16 protein-coding genes are annotated in these 14,002 nt (G+C 69.3%); all 16 read right to left on the bottom strand.

Annotated features, from left to right (window positions below; translation table 11 throughout):
• Positions 1-8 precede the first annotated feature (8 nt).
• Positions 9-1,073 carry a hydrogenase expression/formation protein HypE gene (gene hypE, locus SB764_RS05900; RefSeq protein WP_410862925.1) on the bottom strand — a complete coding sequence of 355 codons (1,065 nt, stop codon included), beginning with the start codon at positions 1,071-1,073 and terminating at the stop codon, positions 9-11.
• A gap of 7 nt (positions 1,074-1,080) precedes the next feature.
• Entirely contained in the window at positions 1,081-2,238 is a 1,158-nt protein-coding gene (gene hypD / locus SB764_RS05895; protein ID WP_321858478.1) for a hydrogenase formation protein HypD, read from the bottom strand.
• The gene (locus tag SB764_RS05890) at positions 2,235-2,474 is read right to left on the bottom strand and encodes a HypC/HybG/HupF family hydrogenase formation chaperone (RefSeq protein ID WP_065065312.1); all 240 of its coding nucleotides are present in this window, start codon (positions 2,472-2,474) and stop codon (positions 2,235-2,237) included. Before SB764_RS05890 ends, hypD begins: the two co-directional genes overlap by 4 nt.
• A 12-nt stretch (positions 2,475-2,486) precedes the next feature.
• Complete coding sequence (hypF, locus tag SB764_RS05885) at positions 2,487-4,877, bottom strand: carbamoyltransferase HypF (RefSeq protein ID WP_410862923.1); 2,391 nt, start codon at positions 4,875-4,877, stop codon at positions 2,487-2,489.
• 28 nt (positions 4,878-4,905) lie between these two features.
• On the bottom strand, positions 4,906-5,739 hold the full coding sequence (hypB, locus tag SB764_RS05880; RefSeq protein WP_410862921.1) for a hydrogenase nickel incorporation protein HypB: 834 nt from the start codon (positions 5,737-5,739) through the stop codon (positions 4,906-4,908).
• A gap of 63 nt (positions 5,740-5,802) precedes the next feature.
• The gene (hypA, locus tag SB764_RS05875) at positions 5,803-6,144 is read right to left on the bottom strand and encodes a hydrogenase maturation nickel metallochaperone HypA (RefSeq protein ID WP_322007007.1); all 342 of its coding nucleotides are present in this window, start codon (positions 6,142-6,144) and stop codon (positions 5,803-5,805) included.
• Positions 6,137-7,222, bottom strand: coding sequence for a HupK protein (locus tag SB764_RS05870; RefSeq protein ID WP_410862919.1), 1,086 nt, complete (start codon positions 7,220-7,222; stop codon positions 6,137-6,139). The genes hypA and SB764_RS05870 overlap by 8 nt, the downstream gene beginning before the upstream one ends.
• Positions 7,219-7,740, bottom strand: a complete 522-nt coding sequence (gene hybE / locus SB764_RS05865; RefSeq protein WP_410862918.1) for a [NiFe]-hydrogenase assembly chaperone HybE — start codon at positions 7,738-7,740, stop codon at positions 7,219-7,221. Before hybE ends, SB764_RS05870 begins: the two co-directional genes overlap by 4 nt.
• The gene (locus tag SB764_RS05860) at positions 7,727-7,945 is read right to left on the bottom strand and encodes a rubredoxin (protein ID WP_234775089.1); all 219 of its coding nucleotides are present in this window, start codon (positions 7,943-7,945) and stop codon (positions 7,727-7,729) included. Before SB764_RS05860 ends, hybE begins: the two co-directional genes overlap by 14 nt.
• Positions 7,945-8,823 (bottom strand): hydrogenase expression/formation C-terminal domain-containing protein, encoded by an 879-nt coding sequence (locus tag SB764_RS05855; protein WP_410862916.1) that lies wholly within the window; start codon positions 8,821-8,823, stop codon positions 7,945-7,947. The genes SB764_RS05860 and SB764_RS05855 overlap by 1 nt, the downstream gene beginning before the upstream one ends.
• On the bottom strand, positions 8,820-9,257 hold the full coding sequence (locus SB764_RS05850) for a hypothetical protein (RefSeq protein ID WP_065065320.1): 438 nt from the start codon (positions 9,255-9,257) through the stop codon (positions 8,820-8,822). The genes SB764_RS05855 and SB764_RS05850 overlap by 4 nt, the downstream gene beginning before the upstream one ends.
• Entirely contained in the window at positions 9,254-9,625 is a 372-nt protein-coding gene (locus tag SB764_RS05845; RefSeq protein ID WP_410862914.1) for a HypC/HybG/HupF family hydrogenase formation chaperone, read from the bottom strand. The genes SB764_RS05850 and SB764_RS05845 overlap by 4 nt, the downstream gene beginning before the upstream one ends.
• 5 nt (positions 9,626-9,630) lie before the next feature.
• On the bottom strand, positions 9,631-10,317 hold the full coding sequence (locus SB764_RS05840) for a HyaD/HybD family hydrogenase maturation endopeptidase (RefSeq protein ID WP_065065322.1): 687 nt from the start codon (positions 10,315-10,317) through the stop codon (positions 9,631-9,633).
• A 1-nt stretch (position 10,318) separates the two neighbouring features.
• The gene (gene cybH / locus SB764_RS05835) at positions 10,319-11,050 is read right to left on the bottom strand and encodes a Ni/Fe-hydrogenase, b-type cytochrome subunit (RefSeq protein WP_065065323.1); all 732 of its coding nucleotides are present in this window, start codon (positions 11,048-11,050) and stop codon (positions 10,319-10,321) included.
• A gap of 20 nt (positions 11,051-11,070) precedes the next feature.
• Positions 11,071-12,861, bottom strand: a complete 1,791-nt coding sequence (locus tag SB764_RS05830; protein ID WP_065065324.1) for a nickel-dependent hydrogenase large subunit — start codon at positions 12,859-12,861, stop codon at positions 11,071-11,073.
• Complete coding sequence (locus SB764_RS05825) at positions 12,858-13,976, bottom strand: hydrogenase small subunit (protein WP_110325681.1); 1,119 nt, start codon at positions 13,974-13,976, stop codon at positions 12,858-12,860. The genes SB764_RS05830 and SB764_RS05825 overlap by 4 nt, the downstream gene beginning before the upstream one ends.
• Between the last annotated feature and the right edge of the window lie 26 nt (positions 13,977-14,002).

The raw sequence follows: 14,002 nt of genomic DNA, 5'->3' as shown, positions 1-14,002 counted from the left end.
CTTCCTTTTCAGCAGATGCGCGGCAGCATTTCGCCGTGCAGCCAGTCGACCAGACGTTCGCCGCCGAACGACGTCGTCAGGCGGACGAAGCGATACGCGTCGTCGATGACCGTGCCGATGCGCACCGCGTCGCGGCCCAGCGGATGCGCGCGCATGACCGCGAGCAGCGCGTCGGCGTCTTCATCGGCGCAGACCGCGATCAGCTTGCCTTCGTTGGCGATATAGAGCGGATCGAGGCCGTAGAACTCGCACGCGGCCCGCACGGGCGCGCGCAGCGGCAGCGCGGTTTCGTTGAGCCGCATGCCCACGTCCGACTGCGCGCAGATCTCGTTGAGCGTGTTGCCGAGGCCGCCGCGCGTGGGGTCGCGCATCAGCCGCAGCGACGGGCACGCCGCGAGCATCGCCGCCGTCAAGCCGTTGAGCGCCGCGCAATCCGACACGATGCTGCTGTCGAAGCCCAGGTTCTCGCGCTGCGAGAGCACCGCGAGGCCGTGCTCGGCGAGCGCGCCGGAGACCAGCACGGCGTCGCCGGGACGCGCCTGCGCGCCGTCGAGCCGCACGCCTTCCGGCACCACGCCCACGCCCGCCGTGGTGATGAACACGCCGTCCGCCTTGCCGCGCTCGACCACTTTCGTGTCGCCGGCCACGATGCGCACGTTGGCCGCGCGCGCGGCTTGCGCCATCGATGTCACCACGCGCGCGAGATCGGCGAGCGCGAGCCCTTCTTCGAGGATGAACCCTGCGGTCAGATAGAGCGGCGTCGCGCCGCCCACGGCGAGATCGTTGACGGTGCCGTTCACGGCGAGCGTGCCGATGTCGCCGCCCGGAAAGAAAAGCGGCGCGACCACGTGGCTGTCGGTGGTAAGCGCGAGGCGGCCAGCGGGCATCGGCACGATGGCCTGGTCGTTGCCTTGCGCGAGCCACTCGTTGGCGAACGCGGGCGCGAACAGCTCGGCGACGAGCTGCGCGCTCGCGCGTCCGCCCGCGCCGTGCGTGAGGTCGATGCGGCCTTGCTTGAGGTCGAGTTTGCGGCCGAATTCGGGCTGGCGGGGAGAGGTCGGCAAGGCAGTCATGCGGATCTCATGCGGATGTCACGGCGCGCGGCGCGCGTGCGGAGGAAAGGGCGGGCGCGACGAAGCGGCCGTACTGATAGTGCGCGGCGCACGCGCCTTCGCTCGACACCATGCAGGCGCCAAACGGCGTGGCGGGCGTGCAGACGGTGGCGAACAGCTTGCAGTCGCTCGGCTTCGCGCAGCCGCGCAGGATCGCGCCGCATTGGCAGGTCTTGACGTCGGCGGCGACGCGCGGCGCGAGTGCATAACGGCGCTCCGCGTCCCACTGCGCGAACTCGGAGCGAATCGCGAGCGCGCTTTGGGGCACCGCGCCGAGCCCGCGCCATTCGAAGCTGTCGCGCGTCTCGAACGCCGCGTGCACGAGCGCCTGGGCGCGCGTGTTGCCCGCTTCGGTCACGGCGCGCGTGAACTGGTTTTCGGTGTCGGCGCGGCATTGGTTGATCTGCTCGACGAGCATCAGCACGGATTGCAACACGTCGAGCGGCTCGAACCCGGCGATCACGACGGGCTTCACGAAGTCGCGCGAGATGGCGCGATAAGGCGCCACGCCGATCACCGTGCTCACGTGCGACGGCCCGATGAAGCCGTCGAGCCGCGCGCTCTGGTCGGCGTCCTCGGCCAGCAGATGGCGCATGGCGGCGGGCGTGAGCACGTGGTTGCCGAACACGCTGAAGTTATCGAGCGCCATCTCGCGCGCCTGGGCGAGCGCGAGCGCGGTGGGCGGCGTGGTGGTCTCGAAGCCGATGCCGAAGAACACCACCTCGCGCGCGGGCTCGGCTTTCGCGAGCGCGATCGCGTCGGAAACCGAATACACGACGCGCACGTCCGCGCCCGCCGCGCGCGCCTTGTACAGACTCATGCGCTTCGAGCCCGGCACGCGCAGCGTGTCGCCGTAGGTGCAGAGCGTGACGCCGTGGTCGAGCGCGAGTTCGATCGCGCTGTCGACGCGGCCGACCGGCAGCACGCAGACCGGGCAGCCGGGACCGTGAATCAGCTCGATCTGCGGCGGCAGCAGCGCGGTGAGGCCGTAGCGCGCGATCGCGTGCGTGTGACCGCCGCAAAACTCCATGAGCCGGTAGCGTCGGCGGCGTTCGACGGCGCGGTGAATGCGCGCCGCCATGCCGCGCGCGATTTCGCTGTTGCGGAAGTCGTCGACGTATTTCATGGCGTGGCGCCCTCGCCGGGTTGGCGGCCCAGTTCGGCCAGTTGCGCGAGCGTGGCTTCGGCGGCGGCGCGGTCGAGCTTGCCGATCGCGAAACCTACGTGCAGGAGGACGAAGTCGCCGGGTACGACGTTGTCGACGAGCGCGAGCGAGATCTCGCGCGTGACGCCATCGACGCTCGCTCGCGCGCGCTGTTCCGGCAAGAGTTCGATGACCTCGACGGGCATCGCAAGACACATGATGCGGATTCCTTAGGGTGTCGTCCGCGTGACGGTGGCGGACGATGTGAGTTGCTGGATGACGGCCCACGCCTGGCCGTAGCTGATCGCATCGTCGCCGCTGGGCAGCGCGCGTGCGGTGAACAGAGTGAGGTTCGATGCGCGCAGCGCGTCGGCGAGCGCGCGCATCAGCAGCCGGTTGGCGCAGCAGCCGCCGCCGAGCGCGACCACGTTCAGGTTGTGCGCGCGCGCGGCCTGGGCGATCCACGCACCAAGCGCATGGCCGAGCGTGGCGTGCCAGACGCTCGCGATGGTCGCGGCTTCAGTTTGGGCGGCGAGCCAGTGCGCGAGCGGCAGGAGATCGAGGTTGCCGCCGTCGAGACGCCAGCCGTCAACGAGCGGCGCGCACGGGCGCGCGAGCGCTTCGAGGCGCAGCGCGGCTTCGCCGCTATAGCTTTGCTCCGCGCAGACGCCCGCGAGTCCGGCGATGGCGTCGAACCAGCGGCCGAGGCTCGTGGTCGGCGGGCAGTGGAAGCCGCTGGCGAGTTGCGCGCGCAGACGTGCGGCCGTGGCGGCGTCGATGCCTGGCGGGATGCGGTTCTTGGTGCTGGCTTGCACATCGGCACGATCAAGCCGATCGAGTCGATCGAGCAGCGCGAGCGCCATGCGCGCGGGCGAGCGCGCCGCCAGATCGCCGCCGGGCAGCGCCAGCGGCGTGAGATGACCGAGACGCGTCGCACGGCCGGGATCGACGCGCAGCAACTCGCCGCCCCACGCCGTGCCGTCGTCGCCGTGACCGAAGCCGTCGAGCGCGACGCCGAGCGCCGCATCCGCGTGACCGTGCTCGGCCAGCACGGCGGCGATGTGCGCGTGGTGATGCTGCACCGGCACGACAGGCACGTTCCAGCGCGCGGCCAGCGTATGAGCGAGGCGCGTCGAGTAAAGATCGGGCTGGAGGTCGCAGGCGAGCGCGGCGGGCGGCGCGCCGCAGGCATCGACGAGCTGGTTCGCGGCGGCGTCGAGCGCGGCGCACGCCGCCGCGCTCGTGAGGTCGCCGAGGTAAGGCGAGACGAACGCGCGCGCGCCTTGCGTGAGCGTGACGGTGCTTTTCAGATGCGCACCGAGCGCGAGCACGGACGGCCCCGCGTGCGGCAGCGCGAGCGCTTGCGGCGCGTAACCGCGCGCGCGCCGCAGCGGCAGCGGCGCTTGCGGGGCGGCGGCGTCAGCGTGGTCAGCGTCGTCGGCGTTGGCGGCGAGCAGCACGCTGTCGTCGCAACGCGCGACGATCGCGCGGTCGTGAAACAGCATGGCATCGGCGATACCGGCGAGCGCGTCGCGCGCGTGCGCAGGATCGATTTCGAGCGGCTCGCCCGAGACGTTCGCACTCGTGGCGACCAGCAGCGTGGGTTGGTTCGCGTCCCGCCAGGCGTCGCCCGACGGACGGCCGAGCGCTTCGTGGAACAGCAGATATTGAAGCGGCGTGCACGGCAGCATCACGCCGAGTTGCGCGAGACCGGGCGCGATGCCGCTGAGCGCGTTGTCGTCGCATCGCGCGGCGACGACGACGGGTCGCGCGGGCGCGTCGAGCAGCGCGCGCGTGGCGGCGTCGCAGACGATCCAGCGGGCCGCCGAAGCGGCGTTGAGCGCGAGCAGCGCGAACGGTTTCGCGGGCCGCCGCTTGCGGGCGCGCAGACGCGCGACGGCGTCGGGCTGCGTCGCGTCGCAGATCAGCTGGAAGCCGCCGAGTCCTTCGACCGCGACGATCTCGCCGCGCGCAATCGCTCGCCACGCGTCAGCGACGGGATCGGTGTGATCGGCGTGATCGCGGCGCGCGCTGCCCAGCGGTGCTTCGAAACGCACACGCGGTCCGCAGACGGGGCACGCGATCAGTTCGGCGTGAAAGCGCCGGTTCGCGGGATCGGCGTAGTCGGCGGCGCAATCGGCGCATGGCGCGAACGGCGCCATGCTCGTGTTGGCGCGGTCGAACGGCAGCGTGCGCGTGACGGTGTAGCGCGGGCCGCAATCGCAGCAACTGTTCAGCGCGTAGCGATGGCGGCGGTCGCCCGCGTCGAAGATCTCCGCGAGGCAGGCGTAGCAGATTGCACTGTCGGTTGCCATTTCGCCGTCGCGCGCGTGCGTCTCGCCGCTTTCGACGATACGAAAACCCGGGCGCCCCGCCGTATCGAGCGGTTGCGCGCGTTCGGTATCGATCGCATCGATGCGCGCGCGCGGCGGCGCTTCCTGCGCGAGCGCTGCGCGAAACGCGCTCAGCGCCGCGCGCGTGCCCTGCACGTCGATCCGCACGGCGCTCGCGTCGTTGCGCACCTCGCCCGTCAGGCCGAAGCGTTGCGCGAGCCGCCAGACGAACGGTCTGAACCCGACGCCTTGCACGATCCCGCTCACGCGCAGTTGCTCTCGCCTCATCGCCGTGATGTCCTTGACGGTTGTACGCCTAGCGCGCGTCGGGACGCAGCGCCCGCGCCGCACCGCAGCCTGCGCGAATCCAGTCGAGCCATTGCGCGAAACCCTCGCCCGAACGCGCGGACACGCACAGCGCCTGAATACGCGGATTGACGCGGCGCGCGTAATCGAGCGCGGCATCGACGTCGAAGTCGAGGTGCGGCAACAGGTCGGTCTTGTTGAGCAGCATGAGGTCGGCGGCGGCGAACATGTCGGGATACTTGAGCGGCTTGTCCTCGCCCTCCGTCACCGAGAGCACGACGACCTTGTGCGCCTCGCCCAGATCGAACGACGCGGGGCAGACGAGGTTGCCGACGTTCTCGATCAGCAGCAGGCTGTTGTCGAGCGGCGGCAGGCGGTCGAGCGCGTGACCGACCATGTGCGCGTCGAGGTGACAGCCTTTGCCCGTGTTGATCTGCACGGCGGGCGCGCCGGCGGCGCGTACGCGCTCGGCGTCGTTCGAGGTTTGCTGATCGCCTTCGATGACGGCGATCGCGAGTTCGTCCTTGAGCGCTTCGATCGTGCGCACCAGCAGCGAGGTCTTGCCCGAGCCGGGACTCGAAACGAGGTTCAGCGCGAACGCGCCGTGCGCGCGCAGACGCGTGCGATTGGCCAGCGCATAACGGTCGTTCTCGCGCAGGATGTCCTGCTCGATGCGGACGCGGCGGCCGGGCGCGTGGTTGTGTTCGTGCGCGTGGTTGTGATCGTGATCGTGCGCATGTTCGTGCTCGTGCCCGTGCGCATGTTCGTGTTCGTGCGAATGCTCGCGCATCTGCGCCCCTTCGATTCGCACGTTGTCCGGGCCGCAGCCGCAGGTCGTACACATGATGATGTCCTTTCTCGATGCGTCCGGCGCGAACCGGACGCGTTGGATTTCGCGCCGACGCACTCAGTCGACGATCATGCCGGCGACGCGCAAGGTGTCGCCGCCGGTCACGGCCAGTTGGTAGCTGCCGCAGGCGGGGCAGGGTTCGCCGCGGCGCGCGAGCGCCACGTCGTCGCCGCAGCGCAGGCACACCGCCTGGCCCGGCGGTTCGGCGACTTCGAGCCGCGCGCCGTGAGCGATCGTGTCGCGCAGCACGACGTCGAGCGCGAAGCGCAGCGCGCCCACATCGACATTGGCCAGTTGCCCGATTTCCAGTTCGAGCGTGCGCACGCGCGTGGCGTGCTGGCGCGCGGCCTCGCGCTCGACGAGGTCCAGAATGCTGTGCGCGATGGCCATTTCATGCATACGGCTGGGCTCCTTGTAACGCTCCCGAATCGATGACGTGCGCCGCGCCGCGCTGCACGACGATCTCGTGCGCCACGCAGGGGTCGAGCAACAGCGCGAGACGGGCGGCGCGGCGTTGCGCGTCGTCCCAGCTACGCTGCGCGAGCGCCTGGCGCAGCAAGGCGGGCACGCCGAAATTCCATTGCGTGGGCGGCACGATGCGCCACGCGGCGATCACGCCGTGCTCGACGCGCGCCACGTGCACGAGCAGGCCGCGTGCGCCGCGCGCCCAGCCGATGCCGAGCGCGCCCGCGCGCCAGCCGCCGGAGACGGGCGGTGCGTCGTCGCCGTGAGCGCAGTAGTGCGCGAGGCGTTGTAGCCGCGCGATCAGCAGGCCGGATGCGAGATCGGGCATCCACGTGGGCGTGTCCCAGAGGTCGGCGTGCGGCGGCGCGTCGGCGTCGGCGGGTCTTGTCGACGATGAACCCGGCGCACACGGTATGCACGGCGCGCCCGCAAGCAGCGCGACGCCCGCGCGATCGACGTAATGCAGCACGCCCGCCGACGTCGCGATGCACGCGCGGTCGGCATCGTGCAGCAACGTGTTGAGCCAGCGCGCCGGGACGCGCGTGCCGCGCGCGGCCCAGGCGCGTTGGCCGCGGCTATCGAGCGCGAGCCACTGCGCGGCTTGCATGCCGAACACGTGGTCGGCGCACCAGGCCGCAATGGCCGCGTGCGAGTCGAGCTGCGGCCAGAGCGCGAGCGTGCCGGGCGCCCATTGTTCGCCGAGTTCGCCGGGCAGATCGATGAGCCAGCGGCGCAGTGTTTCGCGCGCGGCTTCGAGGCGCACGCGCGCATCGCGCCGGGCGTCGAGCGCGTGCAGCGGGCCCGGTTGCGCGGCCGCGAGCGCCCAGTGAGCCGCGGCGCAGTGCGCATGACGGCACAAGGCGAGCGCGGCGGGCACGAGCGCTTCCGCTTCGGCGACGCGCGCGCCGATCAGCAGGCGTTCGACAGGCAGCGGCTGCCATTCGGCGCTCACGTCGCGGACGCATTTGCTGTCGCCGCGCAGTGTCAGCGTGAGAACGTGGCTGCGGTTCATGGCCGGAGTCCGAACAAACGGCGGCGGCGCGGGTCGGCGGGCGGCGCGGGCGTGGCGACGGCAGCGACGGTGGCATCGGCCGACGCTTCCGGCTCGAACAGCAGACGCAACACTTCATGCGCGGTGGCGAGCGCGCTGGCCTGATCGGCGAATTGTTGGGCGGGCGAAAACAGCGAGCATTGCCGATACTCGCCGAGCGCATCGAGCCGCGCGGGCACGAACGCGAGCGTCGCGCCGGGCAGCGTCACGTCGATGGCGTCCGCCGCGCGCCAGGCCGCGAACGGCGCGTCGTCCGTGGGCAGTTGCAGCAGATTGATGCCCCACGGTGTGACCAGCACGCCGATCCAGCTCGACTGCCAGAGGCGAAAGCCCACGGCCGCGACCGCCAGGCGCGGATTCAGATACGGCAGATCGCGCATGCGCGTGGCGGCGATCTGCGCGAACGCGGCTTCGACGCGGCGCGACGGATCGTGCGCGGGATCGGTGGCGGCGCGGCGAACGACGTCAGGCGCGTGCATCGTCGAGCACCATGAATTGCTCGCGCGCGCCGTCGCAGACGGGGCATTTCCAGTGCGCGGGCAGCGCCGCGAACGGCGTGCCGGGCGCGATGTCCCAGACCGGATCGCCGAGCGCGGGATCGTAGACCCACCAGCAGATCTTGCATTCGAGCCGGCTGGCGGGGCGCAGCGCGCCGTTGTCGCCGAGGTAGCTGCCTTCGAACATCAGTGCGACTCCAGCCATTGCACGATTTCGCGCAGATGCTGCAACGAATCGCGCAGATCGTCGGGCGCGGCGAGCACGACTTCGGGCAGGCGCGTGATCTCGACGGTGTCGAGCAGCACCTTGCTCGTGCCGTCGAAATATCGCACGCGCCAGACGTGGCGCAGCGCCGTGGCCATCACCATGCATTTGCCGTAGCCGGTCGAGAACAACCCGACGCGCCCTTCGCCGAGCATGCCTTCGAGCCACGCGAGATCGTCGGGGCTGACCGGCAGCAGACTGAAGTTGATGGTGTGCTGGCCCGCGCCGCCGGTTTGCACGGCGCGCGCGTGGATGGCGGCGATTTCGCTGGCGAGCGAGGGCGCGTTCATCAGCGTGGCTTCGCCGACGGGCGGAATGGCCGCGTGCGCCGCGCCGCGCGCCGACGCTTCGAACACGACGGACGGCGCGGGCGCGATCTCGACGTAATCGGCGATGCGCTCGCCTTGCGCGCCGAGCGTGATCACGCGCCAGACGCCCGCGTAGCGCGCTTCCTGGATCTGCACGGTCGCGCCGTCGTCGCATGCGACGCGCGCCGAGACTTCGCCTTCGCCGAAGACCTGCGCGAGCAGGCGATGCGCGTCGGTGTCGAGCGCGTCGAGCGGAAAGCGGATGGCTTTGTCCGGCGACGCCAGGCTTTCGAGCGCGTCGATCATGCCGTGCAGCAGATGCAATACGGCGGCGGCGCCAGGCTCGCCCGGCTCGGGGAACGCGGGCGCGCGCCAGGTCTCGACTTCGACGGGCAGCGGCAGACAGGACCAGGCTTCGTCGCCGGGTTGCTGCGGCTGCGAGCCGGGGCCGCTCACGAGCGGCAGGATGGGAATGAAATCGGCGCGGTTCATCGCGTGACTCCCTTGGTTTCCGTGACGCCTGTGGCGGCGCCCGAGGCGCACAGTCGCGCGAACGCCTGCACGTATTCGCGCCAGTCGCGCAGACCTTCGATCGTGCCGGCGAGCGCGCCGAAGTGGAGGAACACCAGCGCGGGCTGGCGCAGCACGCCGAAGCGCCGCGCGAGCGCGACGGCGGCGGGCGGGCAGGCGTAGGCGACCGTGAAGGCGTCGTCGCCGAATTGACGCAGCAGCTCGGGCAGGATCACGAGCAGGTCGGCGAATTCGGGGCGCTGCGCGGGATTGTCGAGCGGCAGCAGCACGAGTTGCGCGGCGCGCGCGGCCACGCCGTCGAGCGTGTGCTCGTCGACTTCGACGTAGCCGTGGCGCGCGAGGCGTTCGCGCAGCGTGTCGAGGGTCGGGCCGCCGGAAAGCGTTGCGAGCGTCATGATGGGGTATCCGAAGTGTCCGGTGAGGCCGCGCCGTGGGCGGAACCGTGCGCGGCGCGCGCCCGCAGATGCGCGGGCAACGGCGGCTCGCGGTTCGTGAGGTCGGCGAAAAAGCGGTCGAGGCCCGCTGCCGCCTGCGTGCTGTCGATCTCGCCGCGTGCGATGGCTTCGAGCGCGTCGAGCGCCGCGTCGATGTCGCGCGCGCGGTCGGCGTCGATCACCTCGCGCGCCGCGCCGAGGAAGGTGAGCACCCACGCGCCCGCGGGTAGCGGGCCGGTGAGCGCGAGGTCGACGGCGCACGCGCCGTGACGCGTGACCGCCTGCGCGACGAGACCTTCGGCGCAGACGATGCGTGCGGGAATGCCCATGCACATCAGACGTTCTCCTGTGGGCGCCAGAAGCGCGTGTCGCCGTCGCGGTTCGCGAGGCGCTCGCTCGGGCGTCCGTTTTCGTAGGCCGCGAGCGCGAGGCTCGCCGCGTTCAGCGGCTCGGCGCCAGAAGGTGACGCGGAGGAAGCCGGCCGCGCGCGCGGCGCGGCCTGCCAGCGTTCGAGGAAACGACAGGCTTGCGCGATAGCCGGTTCGATCTGCGCTTTCACGGCGTCGCGCAGGCTGCCGCCGAAGTCGTCGAGTTCGACCGGCTGCACGCCGATCAGCACGATTTCCTGCGGATAGTTGCCCTTGAGTTGCGCGCAGGCGAGCACGTCGGCGAAACCCATCTGATGCAGGCTCATGCGGCGCGCCTGCAGGCAAACGGGTACCTCGTCGCCTTCGCGCACGTCGAGCGTGCCGGGCGCGAGACCGAAGTCGATCGCGTCGAACACGATCAGCTTGTGCGCCGACTCCACGAGCGGCAGCAGCGCGAGACCTTGCGTGCCGCCGTCGACGAGTTCGACGTTCGGCGCGCAGGCGTATTGCGCGTTGAGCGCCTCGACGGCGCGCACGCCGAAGCCTTCGTCGGCCCACAGCACGTTGCCGATGCCGAGCACGACGATGTGCGGCGGCGCTGCTTGAGGCGCGCTTTGCGGCACGTCTTGCGAATGAGAGATCGAGTCGCGCATGTCAGTTCTTGAACATGCGGAAGCCGCTGATCATCGTCGAGATCATGCTTTGCTTCGACATGATGTCTTCGCGAATCGCCGCATACACGTGGATCATCACGAACAGCACGATGCTCCACATGCCCAGACGGTGCCAGCTATGCAGCGCGAGACTGTTGCCGCCGACGAGCGAGATGACCCAGCCGAACGTGTGCGAGGCCCAGCTCGTCGTGCCGAGGCCTTCGCCATAGAGCGCGAAGCCGCTCACGCACATCAGCACCGCGACGATGAAAAAGCCGCACATCGCGAGTTGACCGAGCGGGTTGTGGCCGACATATTTCTTCGGATAGCGCGCGAGGAACAGATACCAGCGGAACTCGTAAAAAAGTTCGCGCCACCACTGCGGATCCCAGACCGGCACGAGAAATATCTCGCGCGAGAAGTGATTGCCGAAGAACGCCCAGCACACGCGGAACACGAGCCCCACGGCGAGCACGTAACCCGCCGTGAAGTGCGCGAAGCGCAGCCAGCCCATCATGAAATGCGCGCTCGCCTCGCCCGAGAGCGTGGGAAAAACCGGCTTGCCGATCAGAAAGCCCGTGCCGGTCAGCACGATCACCGCGAGCACGGTGAGCCAGTGCCACAGCCGCACGGGCGCCTGATACACGTAGACCGACGTGACGCGCTTGCCTTCGAATTCGGCAGGCGCGTTGCCATCGAAACTGTAGGTCTTAAGTTGCTTTTGCCTGGACATTGCGACCTCGCTTGCGCGCCTCAGCGCACCTGAACGTTGACGAGTTCCTCGCCCGCCGGCCCGATCACATGCGTCGAGCAGGCGAGACACGGGTCGAAGCTGTGCAGCGTGCGCAGGATTTCGAGCGGCTCGTCGGGCTTCGCCATCTTCGTGTTCATGAGGCTGGCCTCGAACGCGCCGATCTGGCCTTGCTCGTCGCGCGGCGAGCCGTTCCATGTGGTCGGGACGATGCACTGGTAGTTGTCGATCTTCGTGTCGCGGATCTGGATCCAGTGACCGAGCGCGCCGCGCGGCGCTTCGGTGAAACCGACGCCCTTGACCTGCGCGGGCCACGACGCGGGCTCCCATTTGTCGACGTTCGCGGTGGCCGTGTCGCCGGCTTTGAGATTGCCGATCAGGCGGTCGAAGAAGTACTTCATCTTCGTGGCGGCCCAGTCGGCTTCGAGCGCGCGCGCCGCCGTGCGGCCGAGCGTGGAATTGAGCGCGGAAACCGGCGCGCCGAGCTTCGCGAGCAGCGCGTCCACCGGCTCGCGAATGTCCGCGCGATTCTGGTGATAACCGATCAGATAGCGCGCGAGCGGCCCCACTTCCATCGCGTGGCCGCGCCAGCGCGGCGCCTTGATCCACGAATACTTGCCCGATTCGTCGATCTGCTCGATCTTCGTGCGATGGCCCTTGGTCGCGCCGCCCAGTTCGAAATGCGGCTCCGTCACGCCCTCGAACGGATGCAGGCCCTGCTTGCCGTCCGGATAGCGATACCACGAGTGCGCGACGAACTCCTGCACTTCCTCGGGGTTGTGCAGATCGACGGGCAGGATCTCGTTGAAGTTGCCGTTCACCACGGCGCCGCGCGGCACCAGCAGGTTCTTGTCGCCGTAGTCGTTGGCGTGGTCGGGGAAGTCGCCGTACGAGAGCACCGATTGCCCCGAAATGCCGCCGCCGATCGCGGCCCAATCCTTGTAGAACGAGGCGATGGCGACGACGTCGGGCAGATACACCTGCTGCACGAATTCGATCGTGCGGTCGATGATCTGCGAGACGAGATTCAGGCGCTCCATGTTGACCGCGCCGACCGCGCCCACGTCGTCGATATTGATCGCGCAGGGCACGCCGCCGACGAGCCAGTTCGGATGCGGATTCTTGCCGCCGAACACCGTATGCACCTTGACGATTTCCTTCTGGAAATCGAGCGCTTCGAGGTAATGGGCGACCGCCATCAGATTGGCTTCGGGCGGCAGCTTGTAGGCCGGATGGCCCCAGTAGCCGTTGCGGAACGGCCCGAGCTGGCCCGAATCGACGAAACGCTTCAGCCGCGATTGCAGATCGCGGAAGTAGCCCGGCGAGGACAGCGGCCAGTCGGAAATGCTCTGCGCGAGTTCGGAGGTGCGCTTCGGGTCCGCGTTGAGCGCGCTCACCACGTCGACCCAGTCGAGCGCGTGCAGGTGATAGAAGTGCACGAGGTGGTCGTGCACCCACAGCGTGGCCTGCATGAGATTGCGGATGAGATTCGCATTCTCGGGAATCGCGATGCCGAGCGCGTTCTCCACCGCGCGCACCGACGTGAGCGCGTGCGTGCCCGTGCAGACGCCGCAGATGCGTTCGACGAAGGCCCACGCGTCGCGCGGATCGCGGCCGCGCAGGATCACTTCGAGACCACGCCACATCGTGCCCGTGGAGACGGCGTTGGTGATGACGTTGTTGCTGTCGAGATTGACTTCGCAGCGCATGTGGCCTTCGATGCGCGTGACCGGGTCGACGATCACGCGGCGGCCGCTGTTGTCGAGCGTGAAGCCCTGGGTTGCGTAGCTCATTGCCGCGGCTCCTGATGGTTATTGTTGTCGTGGATCTCGTGCAGCGGCTTGAGGTCGTTGCGCTTGAGCACGGTGCTCTTGATCGCGCTGACGACCGCATGCGCGGCGATGGCCGCGCCCGCCACGCCGGCGACGCTCATGCCGATGCGGTCGGCGTTCTGCTCGATGCCGAACTGGTTGATGTCGACCACGCGGTCGTAGAAGGAACCCTTGTCCCAGAAGCCGTTTTCGGAGCAGCCGAGACAGCCGTGGCCCGACTGGATCGGGAACGACACGCCGTCGTTCCAGCGCACCGTCGAGCAGGCGTTGTAGGTGGTCGGGCCCTTGCAGCCCATCTTGTAGAGGCAGTAGCCCTTGCGCGCGCCTTCGTCGTCCCAGCTTTCGACGAACTGGCCCGCGTCGAAGTGCGGACGCCGGTAGCATTTGTCGTGAATGCGCTGGCCGTAGAACATCTTCGGGCGGCCCTGGCGGTCGAGCGGCGGCAGGCGGTCGAACGTGACCATGTAGGTGATCACGGCGGCCATCACTTCGGGAATGGGCGGGCAGCCCGGCACCTTGACGATGGGCTTGTCGAGAATCACGTCGGCGATCGGCGTGGCGCGCGTGGGATTGGGCTTCGCCGCCTGCACGCAGCCCCACGAGGCGCACGCGCCCCACGCGATGACGGCCTTGGCGTCGGCGCTCACGCGCTTGAGCTTTTCGACGAAGGGCTCGCCGCCGGGGAAGCAGAACATGCCGTCTTCGTTGAGCGGCGGATTGCCTTCCACGGCGACGATGTAGTTGCCCTTGTACTTCGTGCGGATGTCTTCGAGGATCGCCTCGGCCTGGTGGCCGGCGGCGGCCATGATCGTGTCGTCGTAGTCGAGCGAGATCATGGAGAGAATCGCGTCCTTCGCGAGCGGGTGCGCGCTGCGGATGAACGATTCGGTGCAGCACGTGCATTCGAGCCCGTGCAGCCAGATCACCGGCGTGCGCGGACGGGTTTCGAGCGCGTGTGCGATGCGCGGCACGAACGCCGAACCGAGACCGAGCGCGGTGGCCGTGAGACTGCAGAACTTCAGGAAGCTGCGCCGCGTCACACCCTGTGCGCGCATGGCGTCGTAGAACGTCTCCAAGATGGCCTCCTTGATGGACCGTGTGG

Origin of the sequence: Paraburkholderia sp. SIMBA_027 (assembly GCF_046535315.1) — a bacterium.
GTDB classification, from domain to species: Bacteria; Pseudomonadota; Gammaproteobacteria; order Burkholderiales; family Burkholderiaceae; genus Paraburkholderia; species Paraburkholderia tropica.
Note: the sequence above shows the minus strand (reverse complement) of the source record. Positions and strands in the feature narration are given on the sequence as shown.